Annotated in this window: 1 protein-coding gene, 1 tRNA gene and 1 rRNA gene; all 3 read right to left on the bottom strand. The window is 31.8% G+C overall.

The features are described 5' to 3' along the window. Positions 1–349 (bottom strand): 16S ribosomal RNA (locus Ctaglu_RS24595); the annotation flags it as partial. A gap of 394 nt (positions 350–743) precedes the next feature. Further along, positions 744–1,487: a peptidylprolyl isomerase gene (locus tag Ctaglu_RS24590; RefSeq protein ID WP_125006697.1), complete on the bottom strand. Its 744-nt coding sequence runs from the start codon at positions 1,485–1,487 to the stop codon at positions 744–746. 203 nt (positions 1,488–1,690) lie between these two features. Next, positions 1,691–1,766 (bottom strand) — tRNA-Lys (locus tag Ctaglu_RS24585). Positions 1,767–1,785: the final 19 nt, after the last annotated feature.

The raw sequence follows: 1,785 nt of genomic DNA, 5'->3' as shown, positions 1-1,785 counted from the left end.
GAGTCTGGACCGTGTCTCAGTTCCAATGTGGCCGATCACCCTCTCAGGTCGGCTACGCATCGTTGCCTTGGTGGGCCGTTACCTCACCAACTAGCTAATGCGCCGCGGGTCCATCTCAAAGTGGAATCTTCTAAAAGAAAAATCCTTTGATGTTTCAATCATGCGATTAAAACATATTATGCGGTATTAATCTCCCTTTCGGGAGGCTATTCCCCTCTTTGAGGCAGGTTACCCACGTGTTACTCACCCGTCCGCCGCTAATCCACCCCGAAGGGTTTCATCGCTCGACTTGCATGTGTTAGGCACGCCGCCAGCGTTCGTCCTGAGCCAGGATCAAACTCTCAATTTAAAAGTTTACACTTTTTATTTGAAATGAATAATCTGCGCCAACTGTTAAGCTGGTTAGCAAGCTCATTACATACTTTTTAGTCTTACGACTAAAATTACTTTTTTATCTAAAGTAATTAACTGGTCTAGCAAAATGTTATTTCGCTATTTTACCTATTTCTCTGTTTAATTTTCAAAGACCAATTTGCTTTGTCATCATGTGACGACTTCTACTATTATACTAGGCATATTTTAATTTGTCAACACTTTTATATTCTAATTCAAACTTTTATATTCTAATTCAAACTTTTTCTATAATCCTTTAAATTTAAATACTACAAATATTTCTCTATAGTATTAATAAAAACCAATATTAGTAATAATATTGGTTTTTATATTAAAAATAATATATACTTTTATTTTAATTCTACAGCATATTTGTTTTTTAATTCTGTTACAGAACTTATATATTTCTCATTTTGTTTTTGATGTAAAATATTTTTTACAATCACATTCCTAGATTCTTCCAAAGATTTCACATCTTGTGAACTTTTCTCATCTAATTGTATTAAATGATATCCGAATTGAGTTTTAACAGGCTCACTTATTTCTCCAACTTGTAATTCAAAGGCCGCCTTTTCAAATTCAGGAACCATTCTACCTCTAGTAAAACTACCTAAACTTCCACCTTGAGCTGCTGATGGACATTTAGAATATTTTTGAGCAGCTTCTTCAAAAGACATTCCATTAGCTATTTCTAATTTAATTTCTTGCGTTTGCTCCAAGGTATCTACTAATATATGTTTAGCTGATGCAGTCTCTTCACTTTTAAACATTTCACTATTAGTTTCATAGTATTTTTGAATTTCTTCTTCAGTTATATCTACATCAGCCATTATATTTTTTACACCTATTTGTATTAAAATATCCTTTTCTATCAACTTTACTTGTTCTATATACTCTGGATCCTTTTTCATATCATTATCAAGAGCATAATTATATATTAATTCAAAATTTATTATCTGCTCTAAGAATTGTTTTTTACCTTCTTCTGTTTTGTAGTGCTCTCGTGTTTCATTTGGAAACCTTAATAATGATCTTTCCATATCTTTTTCAGTGATTTCGCTTCCATTTACTATAGCTAAAACTTTATTCTCCATAATTACTCTCCTTTAAAATTATATATTTTTATTAATATGATAACATAAATTTAGTTAAAAACAAAATCAATAAGTGTAATTTCTTTAAATATAAATATATCTAACATAGAATTTAATTTGACCAAGATATATTACTTCAAAAATCTCGAAATTTACCTAAATATCAAGAATAAAAAAAGCACTTCATAAAGAAGTGCTTTTTTTGGTGGCTTACCGGGGAATCGAACCCCGGACACCATGATTAAAAGTCATGTGCTCTACCAACTGAGCTAGTAAACCATGTTACCTGGCGACGACC

It is taken from the genome of Clostridium tagluense (assembly GCF_003865095.1).
GTDB classification, from domain to species: Bacteria; Bacillota; Clostridia; order Clostridiales; family Clostridiaceae; genus Clostridium_AD; species Clostridium_AD tagluense.
Note: the sequence above shows the minus strand (reverse complement) of the source record. Positions and strands in the feature narration are given on the sequence as shown.